The sequence below is a fragment of the Vibrio qinghaiensis genome (assembly GCF_002257545.1).
Taxonomy (GTDB): Bacteria; Pseudomonadota; Gammaproteobacteria; order Enterobacterales; family Vibrionaceae; genus Vibrio; species Vibrio ordalii.
On the sequence record NZ_CP022742.1, the window covers coordinates 1,110,477 to 1,127,351 of the forward strand.

Annotated in this window: 10 protein-coding genes; 6 read left to right on the forward strand and 4 right to left on the reverse strand. The window is 43.9% G+C overall.

Annotated features, from left to right (window positions below; genetic code table 11):
* Positions 1-21: 21 nt before the first annotated feature.
* Together putA and CCZ37_RS18695 are read right to left on the reverse strand one after the other, a co-directional pair.
* A complete protein-coding gene (putA, locus tag CCZ37_RS18690) occupies positions 22-3,144 on the reverse strand; it encodes a bifunctional proline dehydrogenase/L-glutamate gamma-semialdehyde dehydrogenase PutA (protein ID WP_094502068.1) in 3,123 nt (1,040 codons plus the stop codon).
* A 257-nt stretch (positions 3,145-3,401) separates the two neighbouring features.
* Positions 3,402-4,226 (reverse strand): AraC family transcriptional regulator, encoded by an 825-nt coding sequence (locus CCZ37_RS18695; RefSeq protein WP_010317297.1) that lies wholly within the window; start codon positions 4,224-4,226, stop codon positions 3,402-3,404.
* 426 nt (positions 4,227-4,652) lie between these two features.
* Between CCZ37_RS18695 and CCZ37_RS18700 the strand changes: the two genes are divergently transcribed.
* Together CCZ37_RS18700 and CCZ37_RS18705 are read left to right on the forward strand one after the other, a co-directional pair.
* On the forward strand, positions 4,653-5,756 hold the full coding sequence (locus CCZ37_RS18700; RefSeq protein WP_167372457.1) for a PEGA domain-containing protein: 1,104 nt from the start codon (positions 4,653-4,655) through the stop codon (positions 5,754-5,756).
* A gap of 157 nt (positions 5,757-5,913) precedes the next feature.
* Entirely contained in the window at positions 5,914-7,734 is a 1,821-nt protein-coding gene (locus CCZ37_RS18705) for an SUMF1/EgtB/PvdO family nonheme iron enzyme (RefSeq protein WP_094502070.1), read from the forward strand.
* Positions 7,735-7,936: 202 nt separating this feature from the next.
* Here CCZ37_RS18705 and pdxH read toward each other — a convergent pair whose 3' ends face one another.
* The gene (gene pdxH / locus CCZ37_RS18710) at positions 7,937-8,572 is read right to left on the reverse strand and encodes a pyridoxamine 5'-phosphate oxidase (protein ID WP_010317290.1); all 636 of its coding nucleotides are present in this window, start codon (positions 8,570-8,572) and stop codon (positions 7,937-7,939) included.
* Positions 8,573-8,886: 314 nt separating this feature from the next.
* On the opposite strand from pdxH, the gene CCZ37_RS18715 reads away from it, so the two are divergent.
* The 4 genes from CCZ37_RS18715 to CCZ37_RS18730 are packed head-to-tail and all read left to right on the forward strand — an operon-like array spanning position 8,887 to position 15,033.
* Entirely contained in the window at positions 8,887-10,278 is a 1,392-nt protein-coding gene (locus CCZ37_RS18715; RefSeq protein WP_010317288.1) for an HlyD family type I secretion periplasmic adaptor subunit, read from the forward strand.
* A gap of 44 nt (positions 10,279-10,322) precedes the next feature.
* Positions 10,323-10,985 carry a transglutaminase-like cysteine peptidase gene (locus CCZ37_RS18720; protein ID WP_010317287.1) on the forward strand — a complete coding sequence of 221 codons (663 nt, stop codon included), beginning with the start codon at positions 10,323-10,325 and terminating at the stop codon, positions 10,983-10,985.
* Between the two features lie 5 nt (positions 10,986-10,990).
* Entirely contained in the window at positions 10,991-12,901 is a 1,911-nt protein-coding gene (locus tag CCZ37_RS18725; protein ID WP_094502072.1) for a bifunctional diguanylate cyclase/phosphodiesterase, read from the forward strand.
* 17 nt (positions 12,902-12,918) lie between these two features.
* Entirely contained in the window at positions 12,919-15,033 is a 2,115-nt protein-coding gene (locus CCZ37_RS18730; protein WP_094502074.1) for a type I secretion system permease/ATPase, read from the forward strand.
* An 81-nt stretch (positions 15,034-15,114) separates the two neighbouring features.
* Here the strand turns inward: CCZ37_RS18730 and CCZ37_RS18735 are convergent, their stop codons facing one another.
* Positions 15,115-16,791 carry a DUF342 domain-containing protein gene (locus CCZ37_RS18735; RefSeq protein WP_094502076.1) on the reverse strand — a complete coding sequence of 559 codons (1,677 nt, stop codon included), beginning with the start codon at positions 16,789-16,791 and terminating at the stop codon, positions 15,115-15,117.
* Positions 16,792-16,875 lie beyond the last annotated feature (84 nt).

The window sequence follows — 16,875 nt, forward strand, 5'->3', positions numbered from 1 at the left end:
CTAATTCTCCTGAGCCTTTTATTACTGAGAAAATTCAGTTTGAGTAAAACGGTATAAGTAATGCGGGCCACCTGCCTTTGGTCCGGTACCAGAAAGCCCTTGCCCACCAAATGGTTGCACGCCCACCACCGCACCCACTTGATCACGGTTGATGTAACAGTTACCTACTCGGGCGTGTTTTTCTATCCAACGATACGTCGTTTCATTGCGGCTATGGATCCCCATGGTTAAACCAAAACCAGTTTGATTAATTTGCTGCACTACATCGGCCAGCTCACGCGCTTTAAAGCGCACGATATGCAAGATCGGCCCAAATTGTTCTTCGGTTAAGCAGTGAATATCTGAGATTTCAAAAGCCGCTGGCGGTACAAAATCACCGTGTTGGCACTCCGAACCGAGCTCTAATTGCGCAACTTTGGTCTGTGTCTTGGTCATCTGTTCAATGTGAGAGAGCAACTTTTGTTTGGCTTTTTCATCAATAACAGGGCCGACATCGGTACTGTGGAGGTAAGGAAGACCAATCTTGAGCTCATTCATCGCACCATGAATCAAGCTGATGATGCGATCGGCAATATCCTGTTGAACAAATAGCACTCGTAATGCAGAGCAGCGCTGCCCAGCCGAAGCAAAGGCAGAACGAATCACATCTCTCACCACTTGCTCGGGTAAAGCTGTACTATCAACGATCATCGCATTTTGCCCACCCGTCTCTGCAATCAGCGGCACTGGCGCGGCGTCACGTTGAGCGAGAGCTTGATTGATACGTTGAGCGGTCGCCGTTGATCCAGTGAACGCGACACCGGCAATGGCAGGGTGAGAAGTCAGCGCACTACCAATTTCTGCACCACGTCCAGGTAACAATTGGATAACACCAGCAGGAAAGCCAGCTTCCAACATCAGTTCCACGGCACGCGAAGCAATCAAACTGGTTTGTTCTGCGGGTTTGGCAACGACCGTATTACCCGCCACTAACGCTGCCGTGATTTGCCCAAGAAAAATCGCAAGAGGGAAGTTCCATGGGCTAATGCACACGAAAACACCGCGACCTTCACGGCTCACTTTACGCTTTTCATTATCAAAACTCGTCACTTCAAAAGGTGTTAACACGGAAACTTGTTTGGCGTAATAGCGACAAAAATCGACCGCTTCGCGGATTTCATCAATGCTATCGTGAATGGTTTTCCCTGCTTCGTGATGACAAATGGCGACCAGTTCAGCCAAGTTTTCTTCGAGTAAATCAGCAAGTTTATCAAGTTTGCACGAACGAACGCTGTGCTCTTCTTGCTTCCAAGCAGCAAAGGATTGCTCCGCTATTGAGATAGCTTCGGAAACATGATCAAGGTTGGCAAATACCACTTGTCCAACATGCTTGCTACGGTCATACGGCGCAGTCACAACTTCCGGCGATGCCCCTGCCTTGATCATGCTTTCGAGCAGAGCAACACCATTGATGATAGGAGAAGCATGCCACTGTTTACTAAGCCAACATTCTACTTTCGCTTCAAAAGGCGTTGCCTCACTTTCAATATCAATATTGACACCATAGGAATTAACGCGCTCGGCAAAGATGTGCGGTGGCAAAGGAATTTTGTTATTTGGTAAAGAATCAAACGAGAGCAACATATCGACGGGATGTTGCGTTAACGTATCAATAGGACAACGAGCATCAACTAAACGATGCACAAACGAACTGTTCGCACCATTTTCAAGCAATCTACGAACTAAATAAGGCAGTAAGTCTTTATGACTACCTACTGGAGCATAAATTCGCACCGATTGTTGATAGGCTTTCATTGCATGATGATAAAGAGCATCACCCATGCCATGCAGACGCTGGAACTCAAAATCTTTGTGTTGTGACATCACCGCAATCGCGGTCACGGTTTGTGCATTATGACTGGCAAATTGAGGGAAAATATGACCACGAACCCCCTCGCTTAAAAGAAAACGAGCGCAAGCCAAATAGGCTACATCAGTAGCTTCTTTACGTGTGTATACCGGATAGTTGCTGTAGCCACTTTGCTGAGACCACTTCACTTCGCTATCCCAATACGCCCCTTTGACTAAACGCAGTGGGATCACATCACCTTGCTGTTTCGCCAACCCATTAAGCCAAACTAAAACGGGTAAAGCGCGCTTAGAGTAAGCTTGTACAACTAAACCAAATTTCCCCCACCCTTTCACGGGCTCACTGCGATATATCTTTTCAAATAGCTTTAATGACAGCTCTAAACGGTCTGCTTCTTCTGCATCAATAGTGATCGCCACATCCAGCTCGATAGCACGGGCTAAAAGCTGTAGCAGTGTGCTATAAAGCTCGCTCAGCACGCGCTCTTGATTAGCCACTTCATAACGCGGATGCAATGCAGAAAGCTTGATGGATACGGACGGTGCCGGGCTGGTTGATAAGCCATATTTCTCGCGGCCAACCGCCTCAATCGCCATCAAATAATCTTTGAAATATTTATTGGCATCGGCCGTGGTTAACGCTGCTTCACCGAGCATATCAAATGAATAGGTATACCCTTTATCACGCATAGGACGGCCATTTTTTTGTGCTTCTTCAATGGTTCGGCCTAGCACAAATTGGTGGCCCATCACCTTCATCGCTTGGTGCATCGCATTACGAATCACTGGCTCAGAAAGCTTATTCACTAGACGATTAACCGCCTGCGTTGGACTAGTCGTATCCACATCAGCAAGGCCAATCACTTTACCAGTCAACATCAACCCCCACGTGGACGCATTGACAAAGACAGAGTCAGAATTTTTCAGATGAGATTTCCAATCCGCAACGCTGAGGCGATCTTTAATAAAAGCATCCGCGGTTTCCGCATCTGGAATGCGCATCAGAGCTTCAGCCAAGCACATCAACAAAATACCTTCTTGTGTATCTAAACTGTACTCAAGTAATAAGGCATCGATCATTTGCACCGCTTTTTTATCGGCTCGGATCGCTTCGATCAACTGAGTTGTTTTATTTAATATCGCCGATTTTTCTGATTCTATAGCTGTTGCCAGTGGTAATAACTGCTTCAGCCATTGGGATTCGTCCACCATATAAAGTGGCGAGATCAGCGACCATAATTTATCAAGCGGTTGCTCGATAAACTCTGCATTCAACACATCTGTTGCTGTAAACATGCGTTTTCCTCAATCTCACTCCCGAAAAAGGTCGGGTTTCCTACACTGGCTGGCAGTGTATTTTGAGCGCGAGAATAATACTTGTCAAAAACTCTGATGTTTTTGTCAAAAACTCCTTCCATTAACAAAATAAAAACACAATCACATCAATTAAAGCCATTCAAAATGCAAAAATAGAAACATTCTCCCTAAGTTTAACCAAAGATAAGCAGGAGAAAGTGAGATAAAGAGTGCACATAAAAAAAGTAGATAGAAAATTAGCGACGCGACAATTTTCGGTATTGAGAAGGAGAAATACCTTGTAAACGGGTAAATGAATGAGTGAAGGTACTTTGTCCAGAAAAGCCGGTTAATTCCGCAATTTGACCAAAGCTTAAACACCCTTGTTCAATCAGGTCTTTAGCCATATCAATGCGTTTACCTAATAGATACTGGTGAGGCGTGATCCCTATCTGCTCTTTAAATAACAGATGAAATTGGCTTTCACCTAAATAAACACTGCCAGCGAGTTGAGCCACTGAAATTTTACGTCCAAGGTGCTGCTCGATATAACGATCAATCGATTCAAGATCAAAACGAGATTCTTTGCGATGCGTTTCAAATGCAGAGATATGGCGTTGCAGTAATGCCATAACGGTGTCATTGCAGGCACGGCTCAACAATAAATCATCAGGACTCGATTGCATCTCTTTAACTAGCAATTGGATCAGCTTTTGGATTTGTCCATCCAGTTGAAAGTAAATATCCGCATTCGACAACTCATTCATTTTTTGTAGAAGCAAGGGATCATCTCCACTGGAGATAGGAAGGTTAAGCACTAAGATATCCGACTGGCCAACCACACCACCAAATGCATGGTCAGTTCCAGAGGTAACGACACAACCTTGCCCCGGGCCCACCAAATTGCCTAGACCTTGTACTTCAAACTCAGCTTTGCCTTTCAACCCAATTACAACTTGAGTATAACTATGATCATGGCACTCCATATAGGAAGGTAAAGTCACTAACTCGGCTGGTCTAGGCGACAAAACTTTGTCATTTTGTTGATAGTTAAATCGCTTAACCGAAGAAAAGTCACTCATATCGCCACATCATGGTTGAAATCAGAGTCTGATGTTATAACAAAACTATCAGGAGCGAAAACAAAGCTGTATTTTTTTGAAAGATACACATCAAGGTGTATATTAAACTTAAGTTTAGGAGTGAAAGAGACACTTTTTTCCAAAACGGAACAATGATCAAGTGCACATAAATTACGGTCAATGTGTGTTCAATCCCAAAACCCCTAAATAGATCGAAAATAGAGACTTGCATATTTCGCTATTAGGCTCAAAATGAAGATGCACAATTATAAAATTTACAAAATCAGTCACCTACTAATAGATTTCCGTAAATTTTTCTATTGTTCGGAATAAATTTTGCATTATGAATACAGCTTATCCATTCAAGCTGTCAAAAGTTTGTCTTTCCCACTTTTGTGGTTAAACGTTAATTTGTTGCAGGGACCTATGATCACACGTCGCATCCCAGCGCTATTGCTTGCGCTAAGCCCTTTTTGGGTATCTGCATCGGTGTACGCGGAAGAAATTGTTCAGGTAGATCCTGTCACCGCTATCGATGAAAAAATGACTACTAAACAGACGGAAATCGACGCGATTTCTGCAGAATACGAAGCCGAGGGAGCTAAGCTTCAACAACTTAAAAATGAACACGCTCGTATTAAACGAGAAAGTAAAGAACTTGATGCCAAACGCAATCGAGCCAAATCAGCTTTGGACAAACAATATAGCCGTCTTTTAGATGATCCAGATACAGATTTGGTCTCCTTTCAAAAGAAGTACCAAGAAACTTGGGCATCAGTGAAGCAAAACCAAGCTGAAAGCCTTGAGAACAATCAAGCGATGACTGAAAATGAAATGCGCTTGTCTCAAATCAAACAGAAACAAGCTCGCCTCAGTAATGAGTATGCGAACCTCGAAGAATCGCGCATTGAAGCTCGGGTAAAACGTCTCGAAGCCGAACTGCGTGAAAGTAGTGTTCTAGAAACAAGCTATAAAACCGCCTGTTCAACAACAATGACACTCGGTGAATGTTCAAATCAAGGACAGCACCTCACCAAACAAAAAGCGGTAAAAACGTTTCGAGCCAAATTGCTTGATGATCTAACAGAATCAGTGATTGCCAAGCAAAACCTGAAAGGTGTGGAACTTAACATCCATGTACAAGATAGCCAAATTATTCGCGGTGGTTTTGAAGGTAACAACGAATACTTCACCCAAATGCAAGCTCAGCTTCAAGCGAAACCAGAAGCGGTGGCTGCGTGTAAACTGCTTAACGTGTCAACTCGATACTGTTTGAAAGGCGGCGTGTCTGAAGGGACACAAAAGAATGACAAACAGTGGGCAAACGTCACTGTAAGATCAGATCAATACAACGATGCTGTAACCATCAACGGTATTAACTACGGCAGTACACCTGTTGAGATTGTTTTACCCAATGGCCGCCACCAAGTTACCGTCTCTAAAGATGGCTACGAAACCTACAATCGGGTGCTGACGATTAATGGTAATGATACGGTGTGGATTAAGCTAAGACCGAACAAAGAGGGCTAATTGCCTCAAAAAAAAATCGGTTTTTCTGTCGAAATTCACAAAGATGCGGTTAAAACGCCATTTTGTCATTAAGTTATTGAAAGATGACTTCAGACAAAATGGTGTTTTCGTTTAGAATAGTTACAATGAACTAATAACTTAACTGAAGTAGATAATAATGCGACAAGGTTTACCCGCTCTCTTATTAGCACTTTCGCCTTGCTTAGTGGCAACATCGACGATGGCCGAAGGAACGCCTTCTTCAGTAATTGCCATTGATGATGCGTTGTTTACTAAACAGTCCGAATTACAGGCCGCCCAAAAAGCAACCCATGAACAGCAGCTTGTGGTGAACCACCACAACAATGAGCTAGACCAGCTAACGAAGCAAGCCCAAAACTTTGATAAGGCACTTGTAAAAGCAAAAGCTGACTTAGAACGCGATTACATGAAAATGATTGACGATCCTGAACTGGACATCATGCCTTCACAAAATGCCTACCAAGCGGCTTGGGCCAGTGTAAAGCAAAATCAAAAAAACCGTTTAGAAGCTGAGCAAAAACGCCAAGAATCAGAGGCAGTGTTGGCACAAAAAAGGGCCGAACAGAACACTGTCAACAAAAGTATCAACGAGTTAGAACAGCATAAATTACGCGCGCGAGTTGAACGCTTAAGAGAGGAGCTCAAACAGAGCAGCACCGAGAAAGTTAGCTTTACTAACGCTTGCAGTGCCGATATGACATTGGCTCAATGCTCGAAACAGACTACCGACTTAGCGTTACAGAAAGCGGTTAACCAGTATCAAAGCAAGTTAATAGCGGCCACCAGTGAAGCTAAACTTATCCAACAACATCTGGCTAATGTCTCTTTTAATATTCATGTACTACGCCATAAATCCGTCGATTCAGGATTCTACAATGGCAATAAATACAAAGCCGTACTAGATGTTCAGTTGGATGCAAGGCCGGATGAAAACACACCATGTCGGTTGCTAAACGTAGAATCACAATACTGTTTCGCCCCCGGTGAATATTCAACCGATACAGAAAAACAGAAAGAAATTGCTTGGATTACCCTAGCCATTCGCTCGAATCAATATAGCGACAAAGTCTCTATTGATAATGTTAACTATGGTAGCACCCCGGTCGAAGTGATGCTTCCTGTCGGACTACATATAATTACGATAGAAAAAGAGGGATATCACTCCTTTCATCAAGAACTAAAAATCACCTCAGATCACACACTAAGAGCGAATCTGCGAGAAAAAGACAACCTACTTAAACCTGGCCATAAATTTGCAGATACCCTTAAAGGGGACATTAAAGCTCCTGAACTAGTCACTTTAGTCTCCGGTGAATATTTGATTGGCGAACACGCATCAAAACAAGTTTTCCTTGATCATGCTTTCGCAATTGGTTCAACCCCCGTTACTGTGGGTCAATTTGAAACCTTTGTAAATCAAACCACCTACCAAACTGATGCTGAGCTCAAAAAACTGTGCACAACAGTTTCTGAATCTGAAATCACGCCGATTGCCGGCAGTTATTGGCGCGACCCAGGCTTCAAACAATCCAGTAATTCTCCAGTGGTGTGTATCAGCCAAAATGACGCCAAAGCCTTTGCTCGCTGGCTGAGCAAAGAAACGGGTTATAAATACCGTTTACCTACAGAAGAAGAGTGGGAAATTGCTGCTCGCGCAGGTACACAAACAGACTATTGGTGGGGAAATGATTTCGGAACAGGGAAAGCGAACACTGGCTGGAGTGGTACACCTTGGTCAAATAAAAGTACCTCGCCTGTGAAGTCTTTCGCTCCCAATAGCCTAGGCCTTTATGATGTTGTCGGTAACGTGTGGGAATGGACAAATGACTCAAGGGGTCAAGCAAAAGGTGGCGCATGGAGCTTCGCCCCCGCAACGGCTGCTGCCTATAGTAATTTGTTCATTGCTCCCGCTACTTCTGCTAATTATGTTGGCTTCAGGGTCATTAGGGAACTTTAGGCAAGCAGAACTAGTTCAACCATTTATATAACAAAGGGGGAATTCCCCCTTTGTTATTGCACTCTCATCGTCTAGGTCTCGAGTAGTGATAAATATCAATCGTGTTTGATATTTATCACTCAACATCGTACAAATTTGCAAAAATCCCTTCTACACGTCAACCAGATGCCATTCTTCAGAGCAGTTTTTTAACAAGTGGGCATTATGGCGCTAAACGTTCAGTACTCCATTGCTGATCTTGTTGCGTAAACAAGAAGCGATCATGCAAACGGTGCTCACCACCTTGCCAAAATTCTATCGATTCAACCTTAACGCGATATCCTCCCCAAAAGCTCGGAACTGGAATCTCACCTTGTTCGAATTTCTTTTTTAACTCCAAGTATTTACCTTCCAAAACACCGCGTGCTGAGATACGGCTACTCTGGCGGCTCGCCATCGCGGCAATTTGGCTCTCTTTAGGGCGAGAAGTAAAATATTTTATGTTTTCAAAAGTCGACAATTTTTCAGCCGTTCCTGTGATGTGCACTTGTCTCTCTAATGGGTGCCAAGGAAAGTGCAAGCTGACTTTATTGTTGTGTTCAATGTGTTGTGCTTTGCGACTGCCCAAATTGGTATAGAAAACAAAACCGTCTTTTTCGACATTTTTTAATAGCACTATACGTTGGAAAGGCTGTCCATTTTCATCAACCGTTGCCACTGTCATCGCTGTGGGGTCGGTAAGACCCGCATCGATGGCCTGTTGTAGCCAAAGATTAAACTGCTCAATCGGATTTGAAAGCAAATCTTTGCGTCTTAAACCGCCTTTAATGTATTCGCGGCGGATGTCTGAAAGTTCCATCTCTACTCCTTATGAAATTTTTGACGATTGTGCTCCTATCATAGTCATAACTCAAGAGTGCTAAGGTTCAACAAAATCAGCAATTCACAGCTAAACTCTGTAGAACGTACACAATAGGAAGTACAATCAATCCAAATAGTAAATAGTAAATAGTAAATAGTAATCTCATGATAGGTAGCAAATCCTTAACATTTTGCTAGACAAATAATAAAATCAAGCAACTATACCCAAATAACTTACAGTTGTAGCTTCCCTCTACAACAGCTTCAAGTAACAAAGGGAAAGACACTACAATTAGGCGCAAAGGATAAGCGATGAGCAACAAGAGTTATAACAAACTCTCCTCGACAGAATTGGAGTACATAGACGACAAAACGGCGGCTCTGCTACTGAACACGCCCAACAGTGCACGTGTGATGCTCTGGGTTATGGTCTGTTTTTTTCTCTTAGCCATCGTCTGGGCCTCATGGGCACAGGTCGACAAAGTGACAGTTGGACAAGGCAAAGTCGTTCCGTCATCACAAGTTCAAGTGGTTCAAAACTTGGAAGGAGGCTTAGTCAAACAGATACTGGTTCGTGAAGGTGAACGAGTGCAAAAAGGCCAACAGCTGTTATTGATTGATGATACTCGTTTCCGCTCCGACTACCGCGAACGTGAACAACAAGTCGCTAACCTTACCGCCAGTGTCCTGCAGCTATCCGCTTCTATTACTAGCGTAATGATCAACGAAGAGATTGATGATGATAACTGGCAAAAGAGCGTCAAAATTGACTACAACAAACTCGCCTTTCCGCCGCTGTTAACAGACAACCAACCCGATTTAGTTAATAGGCAAAGGGCCGCCTACCGGCAAGATCTTAATAACTTACGCAACCAACTTTCTCTTTTAGATCAACAAGTCAAACAGAAACTACAAGAGTTGGTTGAAATACAAGCGCGCGTACAAAATTTGCGCCAAAGTTATGATTTTGCGAATAAAGAACTTGAGATAACTAGACCTTTAGCAGACGAAGGTGTCGTGCCACGAATTGAGCTGCTGAAACTACAGCGCCAAGTGAATGATACTCGCCGTGAAATGACCACCAGCGAGCTTAACATCCCAGTATTAAAATCGGCGATTCGTGAAGCGGTGCTCAACCGTATTGATGCGGCTCAAAAGTTTCGCTCACAACAACAAGACAAACTGAATGAAGCCCAAGATAGGCTTTCTGCAATCACAGAATCAGCCGTTGGGCTTGAAGATAAGGTAAATCGCACTGTTGTGCTATCGCCTGTGACAGGAACGATTAAAACGCTTTACGTCAACACCGTTGGCGGTGTTATCCAGCCAGGTATGGATATTGTTGAAGTAGTCCCAACAGAGGATACCTTGCTTGTGGAAGCGCAAATTGCCCCACAAGACATCGCCTTCTTAAGACCAGAGTTGCCTGCCATCGTAAAATTCAGCGCCTATGATTTCACCAAATATGGCGGCTTGGAAGGAACGCTTGAGCATATCAGTGCCGACACCACTCAAGATGAAGAAGGCAAAAGCTATTATTTAGTCCGAGTAAGGACCAATCAAACCAGCTTAGGGCATGATGCTAACCTGCCTATCATCTCAGGGATGACGGCATCTGTTGATATTATTACAGGTAAACGAACTGTGATGGATTATCTACTAAAACCAATACTTAGTGCGCAAAAAAATGCGCTAAGGGAGTAAGGTTCACTTATGCTTTTTAATATATTCACGACTGACGGTTTTTGATGAAGTTTTGGCTGCCACTGGTTTTATTGCTATTTATGCCTTCTCTCCCCCAAGCGCTCAACACCAAAGAGCAGCAGTGGGTCGATGCGGTGGCGCTTACCTATGGCACAAGAGCAGGGAAACGCGTCGAAACATGGCGCAAAGAAATTGCTAAACACCAAAATGTTCCCGAACGTGACAAATTGGCCGGAATGAATCGATTTTTCAATCAGCTGTACTTCGTTAATGATATCGATTTATGGGGAAAAAATGACTACTGGGCGACACCGCTTGAGTTTCTAGGAAGCAACGCAGGGGATTGCGAAGATTTCACCATTGCGAAGTACTTCTCCCTACTTGAACTGGGTATCGATGATAAAAAGTTGCGCCTCGTGTATGTTAAAGCCATTGAGTTAAATCAGTTTCATATGGTTCTTGCGTACTATTCAACACCCAATGCCGAGCCTTTAATTTTAGACAATATAAACCCTGAGATTAAGCCAGCATCAACACGCCGTGACCTATTACCGATCTACAGCTTTAACGGTAAAAATTTATGGCTAATGAAATCCAAAAATGACCAGCTTGCAGGAGACTCTTCACGATTAAGTCTTTGGAATGACTTACGTGAACGGGAACGCTCGCTAAAATTGAATAAACCAATTATAAGTTACGATGAGTAAGTAATATGACGCTATATAAACAACTTGTCGCGGGAATGATTGCCGTCTTCATTATGCTGATGACCTCAGTCTTCATTATTGAATTCAATACAACCCGCAACAACTTAGAGCAGCAGCAGCGCTCTGAAGTCAACAACACCATCAACACCGTCGGTTTGGCGCTGGCGCCTTATTTGGAGAAAAAAGATAAGATTGCGGTTGAGTCGGTTATCAATGCCTTGTTTGATGGCAGCTCTTATTCGGTCGTGCGCTTGATTTTTCTAGACGATAACGACGAGATTCTGCGATCTTACCCCATAAAACCCAGTAACGTTCCGCAATGGTTTACCAATTTACACCTGTTCGCACCGATCCATGACCAACGCGTGGTAACCAGTGGTTGGATGCAGCTCGCTGAAGTAGAAATTGTCAGCCACCCTGGTGAAGCGTATGCGCAATTATGGAGGGCACTAATTCGGCTACTTATCGCGTTTAGCACTATTTTTGTGATTGGCCTTGCTGCCATCGCTTTCATTCTGAAGCGTGCTTTACGCCCGTTGCAGATGATTGTCAAAAAAATGGAACAAGTAGCGTGTAATCATTTTGGTGAACCGCTAGCGCGGCCAGCAACCAAAGATCTGATCTATGTAGTTGATGGCATCAATAGCATGTCGGCACAGGTTGAAAAAGCGTTCAAAGCTCAAGCACAAGAAGCGCAACAATTACGTGAGCGCGCTTATATTGATCCAGTATCCCAGCTCGGTAACCGTGCTTATTACATGAACCAACTGAATAGTTGGTTATCAGAAAGTGCCATTGGTGGCGTAGCGATTTTGCAAGCGGAGTTTATTAAAGAACTCTATGAAGAGAAGGGCTATGAAGCGGGCGATGGTATGGTGCGTCATTTGGCTGAGCATCTAAAAGTGTCGATAACGTCACCCGATGTCACACTCTCACGTATTTCCACCGAAGAATTTGGCTTTATTTTGCCTAACATGGAAGAGAGTGAACTCAAAATTATCGCCGATAGTATTATGAATTTTGTGCAAGATACTCTAGCCGACCCAACCGGTATGGCATCAGCCAAAGTCTCTTTAGGTGTTGTTCATAATAAAGAACCAAAATCTTCAACGCAGGTACTTTCCTTGCTCGACAACGCGTTAGCCATTGCAACTGCAAATCCAGATCTGATTTACGGCTTCGTCAGCAGTGAAACCAAACAAACTGTGATGGGTAAACAGCAATGGAAAGCATTGGTTGAAGAGGCTATCCATAACGATTGGTTTAATTTCCGTTTGCAGTCAGCCAATAATAGCTGGGGACAAACTTTCCACCGCGAAGTATTTTCAGCAATTGAGCACGATGGCAAACGCTACAGCGCCAATCAATACTTATTTGCGCTCGACCAACTCAATGCCAGCCATATTTTTGATGAATATGTTATTGAAACGATGATTCGCAAGCTCGAAATAGGCGAGATAACCGAACCATTAGCCATTAATATTGCTCAAAGCAGCCTTTCTCAACCTAGTTTTATTCGTTGGGTCACTCAGACACTGGCGAAACATCGCTCTGTCTGTGAGAACTTACACTTTGAAATACCAGAAAATGCATTCCTCAACGCCCCTCACCATACGGCGCTGTTTTGTAATGCCATAAGAGCCGCAGGTGCAGACTTTGGTGTCGATAACTATGGCCGGAATTTCCAATCATTAGACTACATCAACGAGTACCGTCCAAAATATGTGAAACTCGATTATCTATTTACTCACCATCTCGACGATGAAAAGCAAAAGTTCACCTTAACGTCGATTTCTCGCACAGCACACAATTTAGGGATCACTACCATTGCGTCACGAGTAGAAACGCAAACCCAGCTTGATTTCCTTTCAGAGCATTTTATCGAAGTCTTCCAAGGCTTTATTGTGGATAAATAATAAAAAGGTCAGATGTAATGCAAGACACGCTACTCAATTCGCTTATTTATGTGAGTCGTTACTATGGATTGGCGAATTCTCCAGAAGCACTGATCAACGGCCTACCTTTATCAGACGGCAAACTAACACCTTTTCTCTTTCCTCGAGCCGCAGAAAGAGCAGGATTAGTGGCTAAAGAAAATCGCTCGACATTGGATCAAATCCCAAAATTGGTTTTCCCCGTTATCTTAATTTTAAAAGGCGGTGAAGCCTGTGTGCTCAGCAGCATCAACGAAGCGAATCAAGAAGCTGAGGTCGTCACTGCGGAGTCTGGTCTAATCCCCGTTGCTATCCCCTTAGAAGAGCTGACTGAACGCTATATTGGCCGCTACTTCATGGTGAAAAAACAGTTTCGCTATGACGAGCGCTCACCAGAAATATTAAAGACCCGTGATGGCCACTGGTTTTGGGGTACGTTATGGCAGTCAAAGCACATTTATCGCGATGTGTTAATCGCTTCCATTTTAATCAATTTGTTTGCCATTGCGGCACCAATGTTCAGCCGTTTAGTGTATGACAAAGTCGTGCCTAACCTTGCGTTTGAAACCTTGTGGGTATTAGCGAGCGGGATTTTTGTGATCTTCTTATTCGATCTGCTCCTCAAACTACTTCGCAGTTATTTTATTGATGTGGCGGGCAAAAAATCCGACATTCTGATCTCTTCCAAACTCTTTAGCAAAGTGATGGGAATCCGAATGGAATCACGTCCTCCATCTGTCGGGGCCTTTGCGCGCCACTTGCAAGAGTTTGAATCCATTCGCGAATTCTTTACCTCCGCCACTATATCCTCGTTAATTGACCTGCCATTTGCACTGCTCTTTTTAGTGCTGATCTGGCTAATGGCCGGTAGTTTAGTGCTGGTACCTATCGTCGGTGTACTGATCATTGCTCTCTACTCTCTTCTCATCCAAGCTCCTCTACGACGAGCCATTGAAGAGGGTTCTCGGCTGGCATCACAAAAATACGCCAATCTAATTGAAAGCTTGGCAGGGCTTGAAACCGTGAAACTCTTTGGTGCTCAAAGCCAGTTTCAATATCGCTGGGAAGAAGCGGTTGCACATATGGCAAACTGGAACATCAAAAGCCGCCGAATTACCGATGGTATTCAAAATACCGCTGGTTTTGTACAGCAAGCCGCAAACGTCGGAATGATCATTGTAGGTGTCTATTTGATCTCCAACGGTGATTTAACAATGGGTGGGCTCATCGCAGCAACCATGCTCAGCGGCCGTGCCATTGGTCCAATGGTCCAACTATCACTACTTTCAACACGCTACAACCAAGCCAAATCGTCCTTAAAAATCATTGAGCAAGTGATGCAGATGCCAGATGAGCAAGAAGAAGGTAAACGCTATATTCATCGTCCGATTGTGCAAGGCAAAATTGAGCTAGACAAAGTCACTTTCCACTACCCTAATGCTCCTGTTGCATCAATACGTGACTTAAGTATGACGATCCATCCAGGTGAAAAAGTAGCGATCATAGGCCGCATCGGTTCAGGGAAGACTACGTTAGAGCGCCTTATTATGGGGTTATATCAACCGACTGAAGGGCATGTTCGTATTGATGATACCGATATCGCGCAACTGCATCACATTGATGTGAGGCGTAATATCGGTTGCGTTCCTCAAGACAGCAACCTGTTTTACGGCTCTATACGCGATAACATTACGCTCGGGCGTCCTTTAGTCGATGATAGAGATGTGATGGATGCCGCCAACCGAGCGGGAGTTACCGCGTTCACACAACAAGATCCTGCGGGGTTAGAACGACAAGTGGGTGAAGGCGGCCTGTTGTTGTCTGGTGGCCAGAGACAAGCGGTAGCCATTGCCCGAGCACTGCTCGGACGCCCACCCGTTTTGCTACTTGATGAGCCCACCAGCGCCATGGATAATCGCTCTGAAATGCACATCAAGCATCAACTGTCTCAATTGACACCCAGTGAGACGTTAGTATTAATTACTCATAAAACATCAATGCTCGATGTAGTTGATCGCGTCATTGTGATGGAGAAAGGCTGTATCATTGCCGATGGTCCTAAATCGATGGTGTTAAACGATCTCAAACAGGGCAAAGTGAGATCCGTGCAATAGCCACCTTACTAGAAATAGCATAATCAGCAAAAAACGAGGCAAAATGCCTCATTTTTTGCTTCGCACCCTAAGATAATAATGTTAGATCCCTCCGACATCTTCATCTTCAAGCATCGAAGCACATTTAACCTCATACTGGTTAAATGTGAAGATACTGGCGCCATGAACCCGCTTGGTGATGATCCGCTCATCATCAAATTGCACCGAAACATGGGTATATACTTTATTTTTAACTTCGATCGTATTCATTTCGAGCAATTGTTCAAACTCCTCCCCCAGCATATCCAACGCCAATTTTGCTTTTTCTAAACGATCATTAGTTTGTTTCTTAAATTCATCAATTTTTAACAGTTCCTCTTCCGAGCGTTCTGCTTTAGGCTTTTTCTTAAATTCAATCTCACGGCGGATCACTTCCATCGTCGCTTCTTGCGCTTGTTTATAATGCTCTTTATGTTTTGCAACCCGTTCTTTATATACGGCATAACGAGCAAAAGCCTGCACAGCCGTGGCGGTATCGCCTTCAACGCCTAAATTGAAGCAGACGATCTTACCGCCAACTTTCGCGTGACCACCACTGAGTGTGCCTTGCTTCTCTTTGTTATCTAGCACTTTTAGATCATTGCCACAACGCAATTCATTACTCATGCTGTGAACCGCTAGATTAATATCATCAGCCGCTTGCAATTCACTAAACTGAGCGTAGTTAGCCGTAATCGAACCTCCCGATTTGACGATACATGTTCTGGCTTCATCATCAAACACTGTGTGACCAATAATGCCTTTAGCAACATCAATATTACCTTGGGCTTGGACATCAGCCGATTCAATAAACCCACCAATAGTGATTGTTCCCGTCGCACGCACAATCATCCCGGGTTCAACGTCACCCGTGATGACCACACAACCTTTAAATTTCACGTGGCCTGTTGCGACACTTACATTGTTTAAGCATAAAGCATTATCAACGTCGACCGTTTTGTCTTTGAGTAACGGCATGCCAGCTTGGCTAGCCAGTAATACATTGGGATCATTAGGAGAGATGTAAGAACCCTTTCCAGCAACAAGTGCAGAATCTTTACCTGCTTGAGGCGCGATCTCTTTTCCTTGTACGGTATAGCCTGACGTTCCTTTTGTTGCAGGAATTCGACGCATTATTTCATCGTCTTGCCCGACCGTGATGGTTTCACCTAAGTTGCGCATATCAATTTTGTTCTGCCCTTGCTTTTTGGTCGGGGCTAACACGCGCTTACTGACATCCTCGACCAAGGGAATAAATTGTGCATCTTTACCTTGTATGGGTTCGCGCCCCTGCGCTACAGGCTGAGTGTAGACTTCTCCAGGCTTCAAGGTATTACTTACCATTAACACTTTCTTTAAAGCCAGTTTGTTGATGCCTTTTGTCACATGAGCGTGAGCCAATGCATACACCAACTCACTACCGCGCAATGCTCTGCCACCGTATGCACCCGTCACGACCATGCTGGCTAACATATCTCGATCGCTAAATTCAATCTCAACCGAAGCATTCTTTCTCTCTGCAATGGCGATTCCAGAGAATGCTTCGCCCTTGCCCTCTTTTGCACAGTTGATAAAACGGGTCACTTCCGTTTCATTTAAGAAAAATGTCGATGCGGATAACTCAAACAGCGCTTCTTTTAAGCCTGCTTGGTCAAAATTTTTGTCGATGGACTCAGCCCCAGGAAGCTGGGCAATGACTTGTTTTTTGTCCTCTGAAAGTGAAATTAAGCGTTTCCACATACTACTTAACCCATATGGTTAGATTCCATTCGTATGGCAGTGTATACAATTTACCGTATGGACTAAATCTTTAGACAACCAAAT

What these genes read in the sequence shown, in the direction of transcription:
- CCZ37_RS18720 (WP_010317287.1), top strand. Translation starts at nt 10,323, where the DNA reads ATGAAGTTTTGGCTGCCACTGGTTTTATTGCTATTTATGCCTTCTCTC.
- putA (WP_094502068.1), bottom strand. Translation starts at nt 3,144, where the DNA reads ATGTTTACAGCAACAGATGTGTTGAATGCAGAGTTTATCGAGCAACCG.
- pdxH (WP_010317290.1), bottom strand. Translation starts at nt 8,572, where the DNA reads ATGGAACTTTCAGACATCCGCCGCGAATACATTAAAGGCGGTTTAAGA.
- CCZ37_RS18715 (WP_010317288.1), top strand. Translation starts at nt 8,887, where the DNA reads ATGAGCAACAAGAGTTATAACAAACTCTCCTCGACAGAATTGGAGTAC.
- CCZ37_RS18725 (WP_094502072.1), top strand. Translation starts at nt 10,991, where the DNA reads ATGACGCTATATAAACAACTTGTCGCGGGAATGATTGCCGTCTTCATT.
- CCZ37_RS18730 (WP_094502074.1), top strand. Translation starts at nt 12,919, where the DNA reads ATGCAAGACACGCTACTCAATTCGCTTATTTATGTGAGTCGTTACTAT.
- CCZ37_RS18735 (WP_094502076.1), bottom strand. Translation starts at nt 16,791, where the DNA reads ATGTGGAAACGCTTAATTTCACTTTCAGAGGACAAAAAACAAGTCATT.
- CCZ37_RS18705 (WP_094502070.1), top strand. Translation starts at nt 5,914, where the DNA reads ATGCGACAAGGTTTACCCGCTCTCTTATTAGCACTTTCGCCTTGCTTA.
- CCZ37_RS18695 (WP_010317297.1), bottom strand. Translation starts at nt 4,226, where the DNA reads ATGAGTGACTTTTCTTCGGTTAAGCGATTTAACTATCAACAAAATGAC.
- CCZ37_RS18700 (WP_167372457.1), top strand. Translation starts at nt 4,653, where the DNA reads ATGATCACACGTCGCATCCCAGCGCTATTGCTTGCGCTAAGCCCTTTT.